The 19,640-nt window shown below is 66.6% G+C and carries 13 protein-coding genes; 2 read left to right on the top strand and 11 right to left on the bottom strand.

Annotation, left to right across the window (positions count from 1 at the left end):
• Positions 1 to 251: 251 nt before the first annotated feature.
• From WAW17_RS08850 to WAW17_RS08870, 5 genes are all read right to left on the bottom strand, one after another.
• Positions 252 to 3,467 carry a translation initiation factor IF-2 N-terminal domain-containing protein gene (locus WAW17_RS08850; RefSeq protein ID WP_422332610.1) on the bottom strand — a complete coding sequence of 1,072 codons (3,216 nt, stop codon included), beginning with the start codon at positions 3,465 to 3,467 and terminating at the stop codon, positions 252 to 254.
• Positions 3,468 to 3,888: 421 nt separating this feature from the next.
• Positions 3,889 to 4,308 (bottom strand): nucleoside-diphosphate kinase, encoded by a 420-nt coding sequence (gene ndk, locus WAW17_RS08855; protein ID WP_422332611.1) that lies wholly within the window; start codon positions 4,306 to 4,308, stop codon positions 3,889 to 3,891.
• 18 nt (positions 4,309 to 4,326) lie between these two features.
• On the bottom strand, positions 4,327 to 4,737 hold the full coding sequence (locus WAW17_RS08860; protein WP_422332612.1) for a DUF4233 domain-containing protein: 411 nt from the start codon (positions 4,735 to 4,737) through the stop codon (positions 4,327 to 4,329).
• Positions 4,734 to 6,176: a bifunctional tetrahydrofolate synthase/dihydrofolate synthase gene (folC, locus tag WAW17_RS08865; protein WP_422332613.1), complete on the bottom strand. Its 1,443-nt coding sequence runs from the start codon at positions 6,174 to 6,176 to the stop codon at positions 4,734 to 4,736. The genes WAW17_RS08860 and folC overlap by 4 nt, the downstream gene beginning before the upstream one ends.
• Positions 6,173 to 8,848: a valine--tRNA ligase gene (locus WAW17_RS08870; protein ID WP_422332614.1), complete on the bottom strand. Its 2,676-nt coding sequence runs from the start codon at positions 8,846 to 8,848 to the stop codon at positions 6,173 to 6,175. The genes folC and WAW17_RS08870 overlap by 4 nt, the downstream gene beginning before the upstream one ends.
• A gap of 235 nt (positions 8,849 to 9,083) precedes the next feature.
• On the opposite strand from WAW17_RS08870, the gene otsB reads away from it, so the two are divergent.
• A complete protein-coding gene (otsB, locus tag WAW17_RS08875) occupies positions 9,084 to 13,052 on the top strand; it encodes a trehalose-phosphatase (protein ID WP_422332615.1) in 3,969 nt (1,322 codons plus the stop codon).
• Between the two features lie 68 nt (positions 13,053 to 13,120).
• Here otsB and mihF read toward each other — a convergent pair whose 3' ends face one another.
• From mihF to WAW17_RS08905, 6 genes are all read right to left on the bottom strand, one after another.
• Positions 13,121 to 13,432: an integration host factor, actinobacterial type gene (mihF, locus tag WAW17_RS08880; RefSeq protein ID WP_422332616.1), complete on the bottom strand. Its 312-nt coding sequence runs from the start codon at positions 13,430 to 13,432 to the stop codon at positions 13,121 to 13,123.
• A gap of 134 nt (positions 13,433 to 13,566) precedes the next feature.
• Positions 13,567 to 15,612 carry a prolyl oligopeptidase family serine peptidase gene (locus WAW17_RS08885; RefSeq protein ID WP_422332617.1) on the bottom strand — a complete coding sequence of 682 codons (2,046 nt, stop codon included), beginning with the start codon at positions 15,610 to 15,612 and terminating at the stop codon, positions 13,567 to 13,569.
• A 40-nt stretch (positions 15,613 to 15,652) separates the two neighbouring features.
• Entirely contained in the window at positions 15,653 to 16,261 is a 609-nt protein-coding gene (locus tag WAW17_RS08890) for a GNAT family N-acetyltransferase (protein WP_422332618.1), read from the bottom strand.
• A gap of 47 nt (positions 16,262 to 16,308) precedes the next feature.
• Positions 16,309 to 17,313 (bottom strand): iron-siderophore ABC transporter substrate-binding protein, encoded by a 1,005-nt coding sequence (locus WAW17_RS08895; RefSeq protein WP_422332619.1) that lies wholly within the window; start codon positions 17,311 to 17,313, stop codon positions 16,309 to 16,311.
• A gap of 118 nt (positions 17,314 to 17,431) precedes the next feature.
• On the bottom strand, positions 17,432 to 18,073 hold the full coding sequence (locus WAW17_RS08900) for a 3-oxoacid CoA-transferase subunit B (protein ID WP_422332620.1): 642 nt from the start codon (positions 18,071 to 18,073) through the stop codon (positions 17,432 to 17,434).
• Complete coding sequence (locus tag WAW17_RS08905; RefSeq protein ID WP_422332621.1) at positions 18,070 to 18,819, bottom strand: CoA transferase subunit A; 750 nt, start codon at positions 18,817 to 18,819, stop codon at positions 18,070 to 18,072. The genes WAW17_RS08900 and WAW17_RS08905 overlap by 4 nt, the downstream gene beginning before the upstream one ends.
• A gap of 189 nt (positions 18,820 to 19,008) precedes the next feature.
• Between WAW17_RS08905 and WAW17_RS08910 the strand changes: the two genes are divergently transcribed.
• The coding region (locus tag WAW17_RS08910; RefSeq protein ID WP_422332622.1) for an alpha/beta fold hydrolase at positions 19,009 to 19,640 on the top strand (632 nt) is incomplete at its 3' end.

Below are 19,640 nucleotides of genomic sequence, written 5' to 3' on the forward strand. Positions count from 1 at the left end.
CCAACAGCGACCTTGTACTGCTTTCCGCCGGTCTTGACGATCGCGTACGTTGCCATCGGAGGGCTACCCCTTGCTTCTTCGAACTTGCTCGCACCGTGAGAGATGCGACTGGTCTGGTGTTTCGGCTAGCTCGGTGCAGATCGCGCAGCCTTCATCAGTGAAGGCACAGCAGATCTCAATCGCCGAGTAGCGACTGGTCAAGGTTACAGGAAGGCAACCGTTCCGTACAAATTGCCTTCCTGCCCCTCAACTCAGTTGTCGACGTCCACCGGCGGGCCGGCGGGACGCGCCGCCGCGCGCCGCCGACGGGGCCGGGCGGGAGCGATCTCCGGCTTCTCACCGTCCGGCGTCGAGGACGCACTCGGTGCGCTCACCGCCCCGACCGACATCGCCGGCTGCTGCGCCGGCTCCGGTTCCGGAGTGGTTTCGGTCGAAGGAATCACGAATACCGTACCGGCACTCGGCGTCTCGGACACCGGCGCAGCCGCGGCCCGGGAGACCCGGCGGCCCCGGCGACGTGCCGGTACCACCGGCTCCGCGGTTACGGGCGCCGCAGCCACCGGCTCGGGCTCCGCTGCAGGTGCCGGCTCCTCGATAACGGGCGTTGCGCCCGCTTCCGTCACCACTGCTTCCGCGACGGCCGTCTCTTCGGCGGCGGCAGCCGCAGGAGCTTCGGCCACTGCCTCGGCGGGAGCTTCTACCGCTTCGGCGACCGTGGGCTGCGCTTCCCCCTCATGATGATGATGTGCCATCGCGAGGGCGACCGGATGTGCCCGCTTGACCGTGGCATCCACCGTGGGCGCCGGCTCTTCCTGCACAACCGCAACGAGCGACTCTCCCCCGGCCGTCTTCTCACGTCCACGCTTCTTCCGGGACCCACCCGAATCACCACGCGAGGACCCGCGAGAACCACCGTCCTCGGAGACCTTCACCTCGATCGGTTCGGCGTGAACGAGGATGCCCCGACCATGGCAGTGTTCACAGGTGGTCGAGAACGCCTCGACCAGTCCCGTACCCAATTTCTTCCGGGTCATCTGGACCAATCCGAGCGAGGTCACCTCGGAGACCTGATGTCGGGTGCGATCGCGCCCGAGTGCCTCGGTGAGTCGTCGCAGTACCAGATCACGATTGGATTCGAGCACCATGTCGATGAAGTCGACGACGATCATGCCGCCGATGTCGCGCAGGCGCATCTGCCGCACGATCTCCTCGGCGGCCTCGAGGTTGTTCCGAGTGACCGTTTCCTCGAGGTTGCCCCCGGCGCCGGTGAACTTGCCGGTGTTCACGTCGACCACGGTCATGGCCTCGGTTCGATCGATCACCAGGGTGCCGCCGGACGGCAGCCACACCTTGCGGTCGAGTGCCTTGGCGAGTTGTTCGTCGATGCGGTAGGCCTCGAAGACGTCGACGCCGTTGTCCGAGTTGTGCCGTTCGAGTCGCGGCAGCAGGTCGGGGGCCACGGACTTGATGTATGTCTCGACCGTCGACCCGGCCTTCTCGCCCTCGATGACGAGCTTGGAGAAGTCCTCGTTGAACAGGTCACGAATGACCTTCACCAGGAGGTCGGGTTCCTCGTACAGGGCCTGCGGGCTGCCGGACTTGCCGGACTCGGCCTTGGCGGCCTGCTCCTCGATCCCGGACCACTGCCCCTGCAGGCGCTTGACGTCCCGCGCGAGTTCGTCTTCATTCACGCCTTCGGAGGCCGTCCGGATGATCACTCCGGCATCCGCGGGGACGATGTCGCGCAGGATGTCCTTGAGACGCTTGCGTTCGGTATCGGGGAGCTTGCGGCTGATACCGGTGGACGTTCCTCCGGGCACGTACACGAGGAAACGTCCGGCCAGACTGATCTGAGTGGTCAGGCGAGCACCCTTGTGCCCGATCGGGTCCTTGCTGACCTGGACCAGCACCATGTCGCCCGGCTTGAGAGCCTGCTCGATCTTGCGGGAATTGCCGCCGAGGCCGGCAGCCTCCCAGTTGACCTCGCCCGCATACAGCACACCATTGCGGCCGCGACCGATGTCGATGAAAGCGGCTTCCATGCTGGGCAGGACGTTCTGGACACGGCCCAGGTAGACGTTGCCGACCATGGACGCCGACGCGGACGTGGTCACGAAGTGCTCGACGAGAACACCATCCTCGAGGACCGCGACCTGCGTAGTGGTGTGCGGCTCACCGGTCGAGATCCGATCGCGGACCACCATCACCCGGTCCACGGCCTCGCGGCGAGCGAGGAATTCCGATTCGGTCAGGATCGGCGGGCGCCGGCGTCCGGCGTCCCGACCGTCCCGGCGGCGCTGACGCTTGGCCTCGAGCCGTGTCGAGCCGCTGATCCCCTGGACCTCGTCTTTGGCGCGGCTCTTGTTGCGCGGTTCACGCTCGTGCACCACGGTCTGAACGCCGTCTTCTTCCGCGGTGACGTCTGCGGCGGTCTCACCGCCGGTCTTGCGACGGCGGCGGCGACGGCGGCGACGGTTCGTTCCCTCTCCCTCTCCCTCACCCTCTGCCGACTCGGCTTCACCGGCTTCGGCGGGCTTCTCCTCCGCCGCTTCCTCGGTCCGCTCCGCGGGCTCAGAGGCCTCTACGCCCTCGGCTTCACCGGCCTCGGCCTCTGCCTCGGCATCACCCTCGGTGTCGGTCTCGTACTCACCACCCTGCTCGTTCTGCTGTTCGCCCCGTCCGCGGCCACGACCGCGGCGGCCACGCCTGCGACGACGCGGCTGGTCTTCTTCGTTCTCCGATTCTTCGGCCTCTGCCTCGGCCGTTCCGGTATCGAGGCTCTTCGAGGGTTCGACGGTCTCTCGTCGCGCTTCGCGCTCGGCCGCGACAGCGGCCTGCTCGGTCTCGGCCTCGGTGGTCTTGACCTCGGTGGTCTTGACCTTGGCGGTCTTGACCTCGGCGGTCTCGACCTCGGTGGCCTCGACCTCCGGTGTGCCGGCCTCCCGTCGGCTGCGACGACGACGCGGAGTCTCGACGGCGGTGAGATCGGGCTGGAGGAACAGCGGCACCTGGACGACTGCGGGAGCCACCGCCTCCCGGGCGGGCTCTGCGGGCGGAGCCTGCACCTCGTACGACGATGTCGTGAAGAGATCGCGTCCCAGGTCCTTCTCGGGAGTGCTGACTTCGGCGACTACCGCCTCGGGCTCGGCTCGAACCGGCGCCTCGGGCTCGGCTCGAACCCGCGCCTCGGGCTGGGCCGGAGCCTCGGCCGGCACCGCGAGGACACCCGATTCTGCGGGGGCAAGCGCGGTACGGACGCGCTCGGCGATCTCACGTTGCAGGCTGGACTGCGCGCTGCGCAGTTCGGTGCCCAGGGCCGCGGCCTCGGCGAGAACCTGCTTGCTCGTGACACCCAGCAGTTTCGCGAGGGCGTGCACGCGAATCTTGTCGGGTAGAGCGGGAACCGCACTTCCCGCGTCGGCCGTGTTGTTCGGCTCTGAATTTGTGGGCGGCGCTTGATCGGCCACGTAGTCTCCTCAGCCCCCGGGCGCGTCCATCCCCGTGCGGGAATGTCACGCGGCCACGCGAGGGCGCAGTCTGTGTACTCGCGCTCAGATGTGAACGCGAGATTGTCTGGTCTCGCTCCACGCCGTGTCTGCAGTGTCCGTTTTCACTACACACCCGTGTGGTGCCTTGCGGATGGCCGTCATCCGCGGCTCGAGCGCCTGATCATCCAGCGTGCCGACGCGTCCAGGTATTTCCTGTTGACGCGGGGACAGCGATGAAGGGCATCGAGCCGAGGTGTCATCCGATCGAAGCCACGTGAAGCACAATTGCGGTTCGACCTACCCCAGTATCCCACACGTATGCCACGACCCGTGCCAGCGGCGCACCCAAACGTCCGATAACACGTTCTACCGACGGTGCGACGTTGCGACGGAAGTTGGTTCAGTTCGACGCGTGAGAGGGGAACCAGAGTGCGATCTCCCGCTCGGCGGATTCGGCCGAGTCGGAGCCGTGCACCAGGTTTTCCTGGGTCTCGAGACCGAAATCACCGCGGATCGTCCCCGGGACCGCCTTCTCGACGGGGTCGGTGCCGCCCGCCAACTGGCGGAAAGCGGCTATCGCGCGAGGGCCCTCGACGATGGCTGCGACGAGGGGGCCGGACGTGATGAATTCGAGGAGGCTCGGGTAGAACGGGCGTCCTTCGTGCTCCGCGTAGTGGCTCGCCGCGACGTCGGTGGGTGCGGTGCGCAGTTCGAGCGCGGAGATCGTCAGCCCCTTCCGCTCGATACGACTGAGGATCTCTCCTACATATCCGCGGGAAACAGCATCGGGCTTGATCAGTACAAGAGTGCGCTCGGTCACGGCGCACAGCCTAAATGGTCAGTCGCGTTGCCCGGGCAGCAGGCCCCGCTCCATCTTCTCGCGGACACTCTTGCGGAAGTAGAGGAGATAACCCCAGAGGATGGCGAACACGACGCCGACCACCCCGATGGACACGTGGACGAAGAAGCCCAGCACGAGCACTACCTGCAGCAACAGGTTGTACTTCATGGCCCAGGGTCGGCCCTGGAGCCCCGCACCCAGGAACATCAGCACCGCCAGCCCCACCACGTAGATCCCGGAAGCCCACGTCACGCCCCCGCCGACCGTGGCCACGACGGGCAGCGCGAGGAGCACCACGATCCCCTCGAGAACCAGCGTCCCGGCGACGACGCCGCGGAAACCCTTCCACGGGTCCTTGACGGGGGGGCCGACCTCCGGGTTCGAAGCATTCGAGTCCGACGCGCTCACGCTGGGTCCTTTCCGAAGAGTGTGCGGGCGGCACCCGCGGTCACCACGGATCCGGTGACCACCACGCCCGCCCCCGATACTGCCTCACCGGGCTCGGCGACTTCCTCGGCCATTCCGATGGCGGTCTCGAGTGCGTCCGCGAGCGTGGGCGCCACCACCACCCGTTCGTCGCCGAACTTCGCGACCGCCCGGCCCGCGAGTTCCTCGACGTCCATAGCGCGCGACGAGCCGTTGTTCGTCACCACGAGTTCGTCGAACACCGGCTCGAGCGCGGACAGGATTCCCTCCACGTCCTTGTCGCCCATCACGCTCACGACACCGACGAGTTTGCGGAAGTCGAACTCTGCGCTCAGTGCGGCGGCGAGAGCCCTGGCCCCGTCCGGGTTGTGTGCGGCGTCGAGAAAGACGGTCGGGGCGCTGCGCACACGCTCGAGGCGACCCGGGTTGACCACCGACGAGAAGGCCTCACGGATCGCGTCCTGGTCCAGCTGGCGATCGGCACCCGCTCCGAAGAACGCCTCCACTGCCGCGAGGGCCAGGACGGCGTTGCGGGCCTGATGCTCACCGTGCAGGGGAAGGAAGATGTCGGTGTACACGCCGCCGAGGCCCTGTAGCTCCAATTGCTGTCCGCCGATTGCGATCCGGCGGGCCAGCACCTTGAACTCGGCACCCTCGCGAGCTACCGCCGCATCGACCTCCACGGCCCGGCGCAGCAGCACCTCCATCACGGCGGGGGTCTGCTCGGCGATGATGGCCACCGCATCCCGTGGGAGCACCGCGTCCTCGCGCCCCTTCTTGATGATGCCTGCTTTCTCCTCGGCGATCCCGGCGAGATCGTCACCCAGGTACTCCGCATGGTCGAGGCTGATCGGGGTGATCACCGCCACCTCGCCGTCGATCACATTGGTGGCATCCCAGCGGCCACCCAGTCCCACCTCGACCACGGCCACGTCGACCGGCGCCTCCGCGAACGCCGAATATGCCATCGCCGTGAGCACCTCGAACTTGCTCATGGCGGGCCCACCGGCCTCCTTCGACTGAACGTCGATCATGTGGACGTACGGCTCGATCTCGCGATAGGTGTCCACGTACAGGCGCGGCGACACCGGATGCCCGTCGATACTGATCCGCTCGGTCGCGATCTGCAGGTGCGGACTGGTGGTACGACCCGTCCGCCGGTGCAGGGCGGTGAGGAGCGCGTCGATCATGCGGGTCACCGACGTCTTGCCGTTGGTCCCGGTCACGTGGATCGCCGGATAGCCGCGCTGGGGTGAACCGAGCACATCCATGAGGGCGGTGATGCGGGTGAGGGACGGCTCGATCCTGGTCTCCGGCCACCGCTTGTCGAGTTCGGCCTCGACCAGCGCCAACTCGGCGAGGTCGACCGGACCGATGTCCTCCGGGGGTAGTGCGGTCGGCGTGGAGTCGGGCGGGGTCACGCGTCTTCCAGCTCCTTCAGTCGCTTGCTGATGCGTTCGATTTCTTCCGTCGCGATCTGTTGACGCGTCCGGATCTTCTCGACGACGGCATCGGGCGCCTTGGCCAGAAAGGCCTCGTTCGACAGCTTGGCGGTGGTACCTGCCAGCTCCTTGTCCGCGGCAGCGAGATCCTTTGCCAGACGCGCCTTCTCGGCACCCAGATCGACCGTGCCCGAGGTGTCGAGGTCGACCGTCACCGTGGCCCGGCTCAGACGAACCTCCACCGACGCCGTGGCGGCGAAGGAGTCGTCGGGGGCCGTCAGTCTCGCGAGCGCGATGACCGGGGCCAGCTGTGTGGCCAAGTCCGCCTCACTGATGCCGACGAGTCGCGCGGCGACCTTCTGCGAGGGCTTGAGGCCCTGATCACTCCGGAAACGCCGAATCTCCGTCACCAGGCGTTGCATGTCCTCGATCCGCTGCGCCGCCACCGGATCGGCAGCCGCTCCGGACGCCTGGGGCCACTCCGCGACGACGACGGACTCACCACCGGTGAGCACCTTCCAGAGGGTCTCGGTGACGAACGGGATCACCGGATGCAGGAGCCGCAGCAGGGCGTCCAGAACGTTGCCGAGGACGGTCCGCGTACTCGCCGCCACAGTGTCGCTCTCCGAGAACTGCACCTTGGCGATTTCGAGATACCAGTCGCACACCTCGTCCCACGCGAAGTGGTAGAGCGTCTCGCAGGCCTTGCTGAACTCGTACCGGTGGAAGGCGCTGTCGACCGCACCGCGCACCTGCTCGAGCCGGTCGAGGATCCACCGGTCGGCGTCCGTCAGGTCTGCGCGTTCCGGTGCAGCGGCCGGCGCCGCACCGTTCATCAGCGCGAACTTGGTGGCGTTGAACAGCTTGTTCGCGAAGTTGCGGGACGACTGCGCATGGTCCTCGCCGACGGACAGGTCGCTGCCCGGGTTCGCGCCGCGGGCGAGGGTGAAGCGCAGCGCGTCGGCGCCGAAGCGGTCGACCCACTCGAGCGGGTCGATGCCGTTGCCCCGCGACTTCGACATCTTCTTGCCGAACTGGTCGCGGACGAGTCCGTGCAGGAAAACGTCCTTGAACGGCATCTGCGGACCCGACTTGCCGGCAGTGATCGCCTCGTCCTCCGACACGTAGGTGCCGAACATCATCATCCGCGCCACCCAGAAGAACAGGATGTCGTAACCGGTGACGAGAACACTTGTAGGGTAGAACTTTTCGAGCTCTGGCGTCTTCTCCGGCCAGCCCATGGTCGAGAACGGCCAGAGGCCCGAGGAGAACCAGGTGTCGAGGACGTCCGGATCCTGAACCCAGCCCTCGGGGGCGGTCTCGTCGGGGCCGACACACCGCACTTCACCGTCGGGTCCGTACCAGATGGGAATCCGGTGGCCCCACCACAACTGCCGGGAGATGCACCAGTCGTGCATGTCGTCGACCCAGGCGAACCAGCGCGGTTCCTGGCTGGACGGGTGGATCACCGTGGCGCCCGTGCGGACGGCGTCGCCCGCCGCCTTCGCGAGGGAGTCGACCTTCACCCACCACTGCAGCGAGAGCCGCGGCTCGATGGACTCGCCGCTGCGCTCCGAGTGACCGACGCTGTGCAGGTAGGGACGCTTCTCGGCCACGACCCGGCCCTGTTCGGCGAGAGCTTCGCGCACCTTGACCCGGGCTTCGAAACGGTCCATACCGTCGAATTGTGTTCCGGTGTCGGCGATCCTGCCGGACTTGTCCATGATGGTGGGCATCGGCAGGTTGTGCCGCAGACCCATCTCGAAGTCGTTGGGATCGTGCGCCGGGGTGATCTTCACCGCACCGGTGCCGAACTCGGGATCTACGTACTCGTCCGCGATGATCGGAATCTGCCGGCCCGTGAACGGGTGCTCGAGCGTGGTCCCGATGAGGTGCCTGTACCGCTCGTCCTCGGGATGGACGGCGACGGCGGTGTCACCGAGCATCGTCTCGACACGGGTGGTTGCGACCACCACGTGCGGTTCGTCGTCGTTCAGCGAGCCGTACCGCAGCGAGACGAGCTCACCTTCGACGTCCTCGAACTTCACCTCGATGTCGGAGATCGCGGTCTGCAGCACGGGCGACCAGTTGACGAGACGTTCGGCGCGGTAGATCAGCCCGTCGTCGTACATACGCTTGAAGATCGTCTGAACGGCGCGGGACAGGCCCTCGTCCATGGTGAAACGGTCGCGGCTCCAGTCGACACCGTCACCGATCCGGCGCATCTGAGCGCCGATGGTGCCGCCCGACTCACGCTTCCAGTCCCAGACCTTGTCGATGAAGAGCTCGCGGCCGAAATCTTCCTTGGCCTTGCCGTCGACCGCGAGTTGCTTCTCCACCACGGTCTGGGTAGCGATGCCGGCGTGGTCCATGCCGGGCAGCCACAGTACTTCGAAACCCTGCATGCGCTTGCGCCGGCACAGCGCGTCCATCAGCGTGTGGTCGAGCGCGTGACCCATGTGCAGGCTGCCGGTGACGTTGGGCGGGGGCAGAACGATGGAATAGCCGGGCTTGTCGCTGTGGGGATCGGCACGGAAGTAACCGGCGTCTACCCAGCCCCGGTACAGATCGGCCTCGACCGAACTGGGGTCCCAGCTCTTCGGAAGGGCGTCGGCAGGGGTCTGGGGATTTTCTGGAGCTGCACTGGTCACCCGTCGAGTCTAATGAACGCGGTAACGCGCGACGACGGCGCTACCTGGGGTTCGGTTCGTCGTCGGGGCGTCGGCGCCCGTAGTGCACCGGACTCGGCGCGACCGCCACGTCAGTACATCCGCGACAATTTCCGTGTTCGGCCACTGCGCGATGCGCAGACGAGGGATGATCATGATCGAATCAACCCGTTGATCACGGGAGTATCCACATGCACGCACCACCAGAGCTACGGCCATGACGAGGTCGCTGATCGACCCCCGCCGCCACGACGCGGTGATCTTCGACCTCGACGGTGTGGTCGCCGATACCGCGTCGAGCCGTGCCGCAGCGTGGGCGGAACTGTTCGACGGTTATCTTTCGCGGCACCCGGAGTCACGTGCGGACCAGCATCGGTCTTTCACCGACCACGACTTTTCGGAATTCGTCGACGCCAAGCCACGCTTCGACGCCGTCGCGGACTTCCTGGCTTCACGCGGCATCACGCTGCCGTGGGGCGCCCCGTCCGACGGTGCGGACCAGGAGTCGGTGTGCGGTCTCGCCAATCGCCAGGACGACCTGTTCCGGAGCAGGGTGGATCGTGAAGGGATTCGCGTGTTCGAGTCCGCCGTCGATCTGGTGCGACGGCTGCGAGATGCCGGCATCGGAACCGCGGTGGTCTCGTCGAGCCGGAATTGCGGGCAAATTCTGGACGCTGCGGGAATCGGCGATCTGTTCGCGGTACAAATCGACGTCGCACTGGCCGACGAGATGGGGTTACGGGGAAAGCCCGACCCGGACGTGCTGGCCGAGGCCGCCCACCGCCTCGGAAGTCAGCCTGCCCGCTCGGTGGTCGTGGAGGAGGCCGAACTGGGTGTAGCCGCCGGTCGCCGCGGCGGATTCGCCCTCGTGATCGGCGTGGACCGGACCGATCACGCCGAGGCGCTGCGGCGCCGGGGGGCGGACGTCGTGGTGGCCGACCTGGCGGAAATCGATGTGCGGACCGGCGACCGTCGAATGTCGGAGATTCCGGAGGCCCTCACCTCCCGCCACCAGTTGACCGCCGCCGTGCGCGCTCGGCGACCCGCCGTGTTGTTCGACTTCGACGGCACCCTTGCGAACATTGTCAACGATCCCGCCGCCGCCAGCCTGGTGGAAGGTGCGAAGGAGCAGCTCACGAGGGTCGCCCGCTTCTGCCCGGTCGCGGTGATCAGTGGCCGCGACCTGGCCGACGTGCAGGCGCGGGTGGGGGTCACGGGGATCTGGTACGCGGGCAGCCACGGCTTCGAGATCGTCGCGCCGGACGGGCAGCACCACCAGAACGAGGCAGCCCTCGGGGCGGTGCCCGACCTCGAGCGAGCGGCAGGCGCACTTGCGGAGCTCCTGCACCACGTGCCGGGAATTCTGGTGGAGCACAAGCGTTTCGCCGTTGCCGTCCACTACCGCAACGTCGAACCCGACCGCGTCGAGGAGGTCCTCGCGGCGGTATATGACGTCGCGGCCCGTGAGGACCGGCTCTGCGTGACGGGTGGACGGAAGGTCATCGAGCTCCGCCCCGATATCGACTGGGACAAGGGGCGGGCGCTGGGCTGGGTGCTCGATCACGTCGTCGACGCAGACAATCTGCTGCCCATATACATCGGCGACGACCTCACCGATGAGGATGCGTTCGACGCGGTGGCGGACACCGGAATCGGAATCGTGGTCCGCCACGGTGAGGACGGCGATCGGCCGTCGGCGGCGCGCTTCTCGGTCGACAGTCCGGACCAGGTCCGCGAACTGCTGGAGCGGCTGGCGGATCTGCTCGGCACCACCCCGGGAACCACGCCGCCCTCGGAGAGCGCCTGGACGGTGTTCTTCGACGGTTACGACCCGCCCACCGAGAAGCTGCGTGAGGCTCTCTGCACCGTGGGCAACGGCTCCTTCGCCACCCGCGGCTGCGCACCCCAGTCCCGGGCCGGCACGGTGCACTACCCCGGCACGTACGGGGCCGGGATCTTCAACCGACTCGAGGACGTGGTGTCGGGGCGGACCATCGACCACGAGAGCATGGTGAACCTGCCGAACTGGTTGCCGACGACCTTCCGGATCGAGGGCGGCGAGTGGTTCGACATCGATGCCACCGAATTGCTCGAATATCGCCAGTTCCTCGACCTTCGCCGAGCCGTTCTCACCCGACAGTTCCGATTCCGCGACGGCGTGGGCCGCACCACCTCTGTCGTCGAGCGCCGATTCGTCGCCATGAACCTGTCACACGCCTGTGCGCTGGAGACGACGATCGAGGCCGAAGACTGGTCGGGGAGAATCGAGATCCGCTCGATCCTCGACGGTGCGGTACGTAACACGCTCGTCGAACGCTATCGCGACCTCGCATCCGACCACCTCGAGCCGCTCCAGGTCAGTGAACTGTCCTCCGACTCGGTGCGCCTCGTCGTTCAGACCAACCAATCGCGGATCCCGGTGGCGATGGCTGCCCGGAACACGGTCTGGTGTGGCCGAGAGCCACTCGCCGGCACGTATCGACTGTTCGAGGACGGCGGTAGCCGGATCGGACACGACATCACCATCGACGTCACCGCCGGCCGCTCCGTCACCGTGGAGAAGATGGTGACAGTGTTCACCGGACGCGATCATGCGGTGTCCGAGCCCGCCGACGAAGCCGCCCGCTGGCTTTCCCGTCTCGGCCGGTTCGAGGAGCTGCTCGACGGCCACGTGCTCGCCTGGGGACACCTGTGGGATCGTCTGGGTATCGAGTTCGACAGCCACAGCGGCCACGCCCTGCGCATCGTCCGCTTCCATCTTCTGCACCTGCTGCAGACGGTCTCCCACAACACCGCCGACCTCGATGCGGGCGTGCCGGCGCGCGGACTGCACGGCGAGGCGTATCGCGGACACGTCTTCTGGGACGAGCTGTTCGTGTTTCCGGTACTGAACCTGAGACTGCCCGCGCTGACCCGGTCGCTGCTGCACTACCGCTACCGCCGCCTGCGGGAAGCCCGCCGGGCGGCGATCGAAGCCGGCCACCGGGGTGCGATGTTTCCGTGGCAATCGGGCAGCGACGGCCGGGAAGAGAGCCCGCAACTGCATCTCAATCCCAGATCCGGTCACTGGAACCCGGACCCGAGCCGCCGACAGCATCACATCGGCATCGCCATCGCCTACAACGTGTGGCAGTACTACCAGGTGACCGGCGATCTGGAGTTCCTGATCGAACACGGGGCCGAGATGCTGGTGGAGATCGCCCGCTTCTATGCCAGTCTCGCGTCCTACGATCGGGCACGCGGCCGGTACGTCATCCGGGGCGTCATCGGCCCCGACGAGTTCCACTCCGGGTACCCGGCCACTCCCTACGACGGGATCGACAACAATGCCTACACCAACGTCATGTCGGTCTGGGTGATCCTGCGGGCACTCGAGGCACTCGACGTGATTCCGCTGCAGATCCGCTCGGACCTGACCCAGGCGCTGGGGTTGCACGCCCAGGAGACGGCACGCTGGCAGGACATCAGCCGTCGCATGTTCGTTCCGTTTCACGACGGTGTCATCAGCCAATTCGAAGGATACGGTGAACTGGCCGAACTGGACTGGGACGACTACCGCGGCCGCTACAACGACATCCAGCGCCTCGACCGGATCCTCGAGGCGGAGGGCGACGACGTCAACCGCTACCGGGTGTCGAAGCAGGCCGACGTATTGATGCTGTTCTACCTGCTCTCCGCCGACGAACTGCGCGAACTGTTCGAAAAACTCGAGTACCAGCTACCGGGCGAGGACATTCCGCGGACCATCGACTACTACATGGCGCGCACCTCGCACGGCTCGACGCTCAGTGGGGTCGTCCACTCGTGGGTGCTGGCACGAGGCAATCGCGACCAGGCCATGGTGTTCTACTTCCGGGCACTCGAGTCCGACATCGCCGACATCCAAGGCGGTACGACCTCGGAAGGTATCCACCTGGCGGCCATGGCCGGTACCGTCGATCTACTGCAGCGATGCTTCTCGGGGCTGGAGGCTCGGGCCGGCCGGCTCGTGTTCACCCCGCAGTGGCCCGAGACACTCGGCACCCTGCAGTTCCCCATCTTCTACCGGGGACACCGGCTGCGACTGCGCATCAGCGGCAGACAGGTGCAGGTCAGTGCCGCTCCGGGTAAGCAGCCGCCGATCGAGATCGAATGCCGCGGCCAGGTTGCGCAACTGCATCACGGGTCCACGGTGAAACTGAGCTGACGGACGATATCGGCCGGTGACGACAGATGCCCGCACCGCGGGTGCGGTGCGGGCATCCGAAGGAGTCGTCAGCTGAAGTGCGCCAGCAGGGCGTCCCGCTGGCGATCACCCAGGCCGCGGAGGCGGCGCGTGGGAGCGATCTCGAGGTTCGCCATGATCTCCTGCGCCTTGACCTTGCCGATCTTGGGCAGAGCTTCGAGGATGGCGCTGACCTTCGTCTTGCCGATGATGTCGTCGACGTCGGCCTTGGAAAGGACCTGCTTGAGCGTGATGTCGCCCGACTTCAGCTTGTCCTTCAGTTCTGCGCGCGCACGACGAGCGGCGGCAGCCTTCTGGAGGGCTGCGGCCCGCTGTTCATCGGTGAGCTGAGGAAGTGCCACGATTTCTCCTTCGATTCCGGGGTGCGTATCGAACACCGTAGCGACTGAATCGCAACTTCACGTCATCCGGTGGCCGTGTCGCCGAGAGTGTCCGTTTTCTGGTGGGACATGGCAAGACTCTGCGAGCGGCTCCGCTACCCCAGGATTTCGGGCAGGGGAACGTCTTCCTCGAGCACGTGCTCGGAGAGGAACGAGAGCACCACCTGATACCAGATCTTCGCGTTCTGCGGGCTGAGGACCCAGTGATTCTCGTCGGGGAAGTACAGGAAGCGGTGTTCGGTACGACCCTCGTCGTCCGCCGGCAGCCCCGACTCGGACAGCAGTTCATACCACAGTCGCAGGCCCTCACCGATCGGAACTCGAAAGTCCTTGTCGCCGTGGATGACCAACATCGGTGTCACGATGTCTGCAACGTACAGGTGCGGAGAGTTCTCCACCGCCATCTCAGGTGTCATTTCGCGCTGCCAGTACCATGCGGCGTCGGTGGTGGGTCCGAACTGATCGAGCGCCCACAGGCTCGCGTGTGTCACGATCGCCTTGAACCGATCGGTGTGACCGGCGATCCAGTTCGCCATGTACCCGCCGAAGGATCCACCCATCGCCGCGGTACGGTTCCCGTCGATCTCGGGCATCGCCACAGCCGCGTCGGTGATCGTCATCAGGTCCGTGAACGGCGCCTTGCCCCACTTGCCCCAGCCCCGCTGCACGAAATCGTGCCCGTAGCCGGTGGACAGCGCCGGGTCGGGCAGCAGCACCGCATATCCTCGCGCCACCAGCAGCCACGGATTCCAACGCCACGACCAGGTGTTCCACGACCCCAGAGGCCCACCGTGCACCCACAGCACCAGCGGGACGGGTGCGTGTGCGGACGCGCCGGTGGGCAATGCCAGCCACCCGCGCACGGCCGCACCGTCCCCGGCCGTCGCCCGGACCTCCGTCAGCTCGCCCGGGAGCTCTGGTAGGTCCGTCGGTGCTCGCAGCACCGACACCGCACCCGTCGCGAGGTCGACCCGAACCGGATGAGGCGGCGCGACGTAGGAGGCGCGCAACGCGTAGACCACCGATCCGTCGGGAGCCGCGACAAGGTCGGTGTAGGCCGAGTCGTCGGTGGTCACCTGCACCGGATCGGCGTCGCCCACGATCAGGAAGATCGGCCCACGCCCGTCGTGGTCGGCGCTCACCACAAGTCCCGAGCTGTCGGGCAGCCACACCACGCAGGTGGCCCAGCGGTCCCAGCCGGGCGCGATCTCCGCGACGGAGCCCGACTCGAAGTCGTACCGGTGCAACGTGAACCGAGGCGCATCATCGGGTGCGGCATGCGACTCCCGGGTGAACACCACGTGCGCTCCGTCCGGGGAGATCACCGGATCCGAGAGGTCGGCGTCGGCATCGTCGACCAGCGTGGCGCGCTCGCCGGTCTCGGCATCGATGCGGACGAGGATGGTGCGTATCGATGCCATGGGCCCGGGCACCGACCAGGTGCTCACGACGAACGTGCCGTCGTCGCTGAGTGCACACTTCGCTTCCCGAAGTGCCGAACCCGGTGTGGGGGTGAGATCCGTCAGTTCCGGTGCCTCCTGCTCCCGGAAATCCCGCTCGAGCCCCGCGGTGAGGAAGTGCGGCGCGTCCGGCCCGAGGTCGTGGTCCCAGTGCCGGACCGGATATCCCGAGTGCAGGACGGCGGAGACCTTCTTCTCCTTGCGCTCGGCACGGAGACGTTCGTCGTCCGAGGCGCTGCCCGTACCCCCGAGAACGTTGGCCGTCACCAGGAACCGGGCCGAGCTGCGAGCGGTCTTCACTGCGGTGATCCCTCCACCCCGCCGGGCCACCAACTGCGCCTCGCCGCCGCGTGCCGGTAGCCGCCACAGCGAAGCGGGTGGTTCCTCTTCGTCCGGGCCGGACCGCGCGGCGGTGAACAGCAGGTCACCGTCGCTGGTGAACGCGGCATTCGATTCACCGCTGTAGCCCCGGGTCAGCCGACGGGCCGCGACTTCTCCGGTGGGATCGATCTCCCACAAGGCCGTGACGTGCTTGGTCGATTTGGCATCGAGCGTCGACTGCGTTACCACGACGCGACGCCCGTCTGCGGACAGTGTCAGCCCTGAGATGCGGCCGAGCGCGAGATAGTCGTCGAGGTCGTCGAATGGGGTTCCGGCATGAAGTTCAGGAATCGCGGTCACGTCTCGTTGTTACCACGGATCGACCTCGCCCCGGTGGAGGTCACCGCGGGTTGCGCCACATCGGGTACACCGTGGGCCCACTCCGGGGTAGGACGATCTCGCCGGTGACATCGAACCCGAAACGCTCGTAGTACGGAATGTTGCCGACCTTGCTCGATTCGAGATATGCCGGAATCCCCTCGCGGTCACAGCGATCGAGTCGCGACGCGAGGAGAGCCTTCCCGTGTCCACGACCGCGGGCCGCCGTCCCGGTCCCGATGGTGGCGAGGTACCAGTGCGGTTCACTCGGATGCGCCTGATCGAGAGTGGCGTCCATCTCGCCGCCCGCCTGCAGCCTGCCACCCAGCGCGCGAGCGAGGGCGGGCATCATCATCAGGGAAGACAGCCGCGACTGCTTCCAGCGCCCGGGCGGATCCCACAGGGTCGCGCCGGTCATCGTCCCCGCGTCGTCGATCGCCACCTCCACACCGCCGCCGGCGAGGTGGTGATGACGGGTGATCGCGGCGAACAACCGCGGCAGTCCGACGCGTCGCTGTTTCTCGTCCGGGTAGAGCCAGCACATCATCGGGTCGTCGTCGAACGCCTCCGCCAGTACCGCGGAGAGCGACCGAACGTCGGACTTGGTTCCCGGCCGAATTTTCACCACCATGCGCCGACAATACGACCGACGGCACCGCCTCGCAGCCGGATCGGCACTCAGGCCAGCAGGGGCGCCACCCGCTGCGGGATCTCGTCGAGCGCGTACGGCAGGCTGAGCACGGTGCTCCAGGCCATGGCCTCGGCGGCCGCATCCTCCAGAACGATGGTCCGGCCGTCCTTCACGACATCGAGTCCCTGGTAGATCGGCGTCTTGTCCAATTCGGCGCGCAACTTGTCGCCGTAACCACCGCCGGCGTACCAGACCAGGAGATCGACCTCGGCAAGCGAGAGCTGCTCGGTGCTGATCTCGGCGAAGTTACTCGTGACCTGATCCACCACAGCGGGATTGACGAATCCGAGTTCGGTGAGGAAGCGCACCTTCGGGTCCTCCGGGCCGTACACACCGAACTGCCCCGGCCCCTTGAGCGCGCCGACGAGTACGGTCTTACCCGCGAATTCGGGGTGAGCGGCTCTCACGTCGGCGAACTGCTGTTCCACGGACGAGATCAGCTCGGCAGCCTTGTCCTTCTTGCCGAGGGTCTCACCGAGAATCGTGGTCTGGTCCTGCCACGGAACCCCGTAGTCGGCGAAGCCTTCCGGTTGCGCCACAGTCGGTGCGATCGCGCTGAGTTTGTCGTACTGCGCCTGCGTCAGCCCCGAGTAGGTGCCCACGATGAGATCGGGGGCGGCCGCGGCCACCTTCTCGAAATCGATGTTGGTCGACGCGGTCCCGACAATCGTGGGCTGCGTGTCGCGGAGAAGGTCCCGCGCCCACGGCCACACCCCGTACGGGTGGTCGCCGTACCAGTCGAAGGTGCCGGCGAGCCCGCCACCGAGTGCCAGAACGGTGTCCTGATCGTTGTAACCCACGCTGACGATGCGCTCGGGCGCGCTGGGCACCTGTGTCTCACCGTACTTGTGCGCGATGACGGGACCCGAGGAAGTGCCGGTGGCCTCCTCTCCGGATCCACTACAGGCCGCCGCGAATGCGAGCACCGCACCGCCCGTGCCCAGCAGGAAACCTCGCCGGCTCAGACCGGCCCTCCGTCGATCCAGGCTCATTCGGCCACCCTCTCGTCCACCAGGCAAGACACACGCCCAAATTAGGTTAGGCTGGCCGATCGTATCCTAAAGCGCACGTCCGATCGTCGCCTCCGTCGGACACGGCAGGAACAAGTGATCACACCGGTGCGTCCACCAGCAGCCGGGCGCCGGTCGCGGCCTGTACATCCTCGACACTCACACCGGGAGCCGTCTCGACAAGTCGCAAACCCTCGGGAATGACATCGATGACCGCCAGATCGGTGACGATCTTCTGGACGCATCGCTTGCCGGTAAACGGAAGTGAGCACTCCTCGAGGATCTTGTGCTCACCCTTCTTTGTGACGTGATCCATCATCACGATCACCTTGCCTGCGCCGTGCACGAGATCCATCGCACCGCCCATGCCCTTGACCATGGCACCGGGAACCATCCAGTTGGAAAGGTCGCCATGGCTGCTGACCTGCATGGCACCGAGGACGGCGACGTCGACATTGCCGCCGCGGATCATCGAGAACGAATCGGACGACGAGAAGAAGGCGCCGCCGGGAAGCACCGTGATGGTTTCCTTACCCGCGTTGATCAGTTCGGGATCCACCTCGTCGTCGGTGGGGTACGGCCCCACACCGAGGATTCCGTTCTCGGAGTGCAGGATCACATCCATGTCGTCCGGGATGTGTCCGGGAATCAGGGTCGGCATGCCGATGCCGAGATTGACGTACTGACCGTCTTCGAGTTCGGCGGCCACTCGGGCCGCCATCTCGTCCCGCGTCCAACTCATGCTCGCACCGTCCTGTTCTCGATTCCCGTTTCCTGCTTACCGACCTCGACCACCCGTTGCACGAAGATGCCGGCGGTATGCACCTCGGCGGGATCGATCTCGCCCGGCTCGACGAGGTATTCGACCTGCGCGATCGTGATACGACCAGCACCCGCTGCGTCGGGGTTGAAATTGCGCGCGGTCTCCCGGTAGACCAGGTTTCCGAACCGGTCGCCCTTCCAGGCGTGGACCAGCGCGAAGTCGGTACGGATCGCCCTTTCCAGAACAAAGGCCTCGCCATCGAATTCGCGGGTCTCCTTGGGCTTGCTGGCCTCCGCGATTCCGCCCTTACCGTCGTAACGGATGGGCAGGCCACCGTCGGCCACCTGCGTCCCGACTCCGGCAGGGGTGTAGAAGGCCGGGATGCCGGCGCCGCCCGCGCGCATCCGCTCGGCCAGCGTGCCCTGGGGCGTGAGTTCCACTTCGAGCTCTCCGCTCAGGTACTGCCGGGCGAACTCCTTGTTGGCTCCGACGTACGAGCTGATGGTTCGGCGGATCCGGCGCTGTTCGAGCAGCAGGCCCAGGCCGAAGCCGTCCGTACCGCAGTTGTTGCTGACCGTCTCGAGATTCGTCGCGCCCTGCGCGAGGAGAGCGTTGATGAGGACCGAGGGTATGCCCACCAGACCGAAGCCGCCCACCGCGAGGGAGGCGCCGTCGTGGACATCGGCAACGGCCTCGGCGGCCGTTGCGAAGACTTTGTTGACCATGCAACCCAGGCTACCGCAGAATGTTCGGAGAGTGAACATTCATCCACAATGCGAACACGCCACCGCCCAGCGGTTGGTCCGGCCATGAGGTCGGGCTACTGTGTGCGTATAGCGGCCGATTGTTCACATCGAGAACGGACGTGTGCGTTTGTTGCCGCACTACCGGGTTCACCGCCGGGAAGGAAGACGATGGCTGTTTCACTTGCATACGAGGTATCGGGACCCCGGAACGGCGATCCCATTCCTCCGGTAGTGGTCCTGCTCGGATCACTCGGTTCCGACCTCTCCATGTGGGATCCGCAGGCCACCGCACTGTCGGACGAGTTCCGCGTCATCGCGGTCGACCAGCGCGGCCACGGACGATCGCCGTCGCCGGCCGGCCCGTACTCGATCCGGGGACTGTCCGAGGACGTACTCGCAATCCTCGACACACTCGCCGTCGACGCCGCCCACATCATCGGATTGTCGATGGGCGGCGCGATCGCACAGTGGCTGGCCGCCAACGCCTCCCACCGGGTGCTGTCGTTGTCACTGCTCTGTACCGCCGCGAAATTCGGGGAACCGCAGGGCTGGATCGAGCGCGCCGCTGCCGCCCGCGCAGACGGCACCGAGTCGCTCGCCGACGCCGTGGTCGCCCGCTGGTTCACCGAGGATCTCGCCACCCGCGACCCCGAGTTCGTCCGCCGCTATCGCGAGATGGTCGCCGCCACCCCGGACGAGGGCTATGCGGCGTGCTGCGACGCGCTCGCCGACTGGGACTTCGCGGCAGACCTCCCGCGCATCGCTGCGCCGAGGATCACGCCGAAGAGCTTCTTCTCGCC

This window comes from Rhodococcus sp. (in: high G+C Gram-positive bacteria) (assembly GCF_049286785.1).
Classification (GTDB): domain Bacteria; phylum Actinomycetota; class Actinomycetes; order Mycobacteriales; family Mycobacteriaceae; genus Rhodococcus_F.